At 40.3% G+C, this 429-nt stretch carries 1 protein-coding gene and 1 pseudogene; both read right to left on the bottom strand.

Features of this window, described 5'->3' with window-relative positions; genetic code table 11:
- The coding region (locus tag JHD69_RS20440) for a LytR/AlgR family response regulator transcription factor (protein ID WP_199142158.1) at positions 1–210 on the bottom strand (210 nt) is incomplete at its 3' end.
- A 4-nt stretch (positions 211–214) separates the two neighbouring features.
- A pseudogene (locus JHD69_RS20435) lies at positions 215–429 on the bottom strand (hypothetical protein); the annotation flags it as partial.

Raw genomic sequence — 429 nt, 5'->3', positions numbered from 1 at the left:
GGTTAACGCTTTTAAAAAAGTAAGTCCATTAACCAAAGGCATTTCTATATCCAAAAAAATGAGGTCGATAGGATGTTGTTCCAGCTTGGAAAAAGCCTCTAAAGCATTGCGACAGGTGGCCACCAGCATTAATCCTGAAGTATTGGCAATGTACTCTTCCAGAATTTGCCGGGCAATCAGTTCATCGTCAACAATAAGGCAGCGAATCATAGGGCTAATTGATTATTAGGGTCAGATTTACCGTAAATATATTATTGTTGTGGCTAATTTCAAGCTTGTATTGGTTGGGATAATACAATTCCAGCCTCTGTTTTACATTGGCTATGCCCACGCCGCCATACCTTTCTTCGCTAGTGAGCTGTTTCATAACGTCGTTGCTTAAGCTAAATGTAAGTTCGTTGCCATTACCTTGCCTGTCTCTTATACACA

The sequence above is a fragment of the Pedobacter sp. ASV12 genome (assembly GCF_016429155.1).
Taxonomy (GTDB): domain Bacteria; phylum Bacteroidota; class Bacteroidia; order Sphingobacteriales; family Sphingobacteriaceae; genus Pedobacter.
This window is presented reverse-complemented; position numbering and strand designations above follow the sequence as displayed.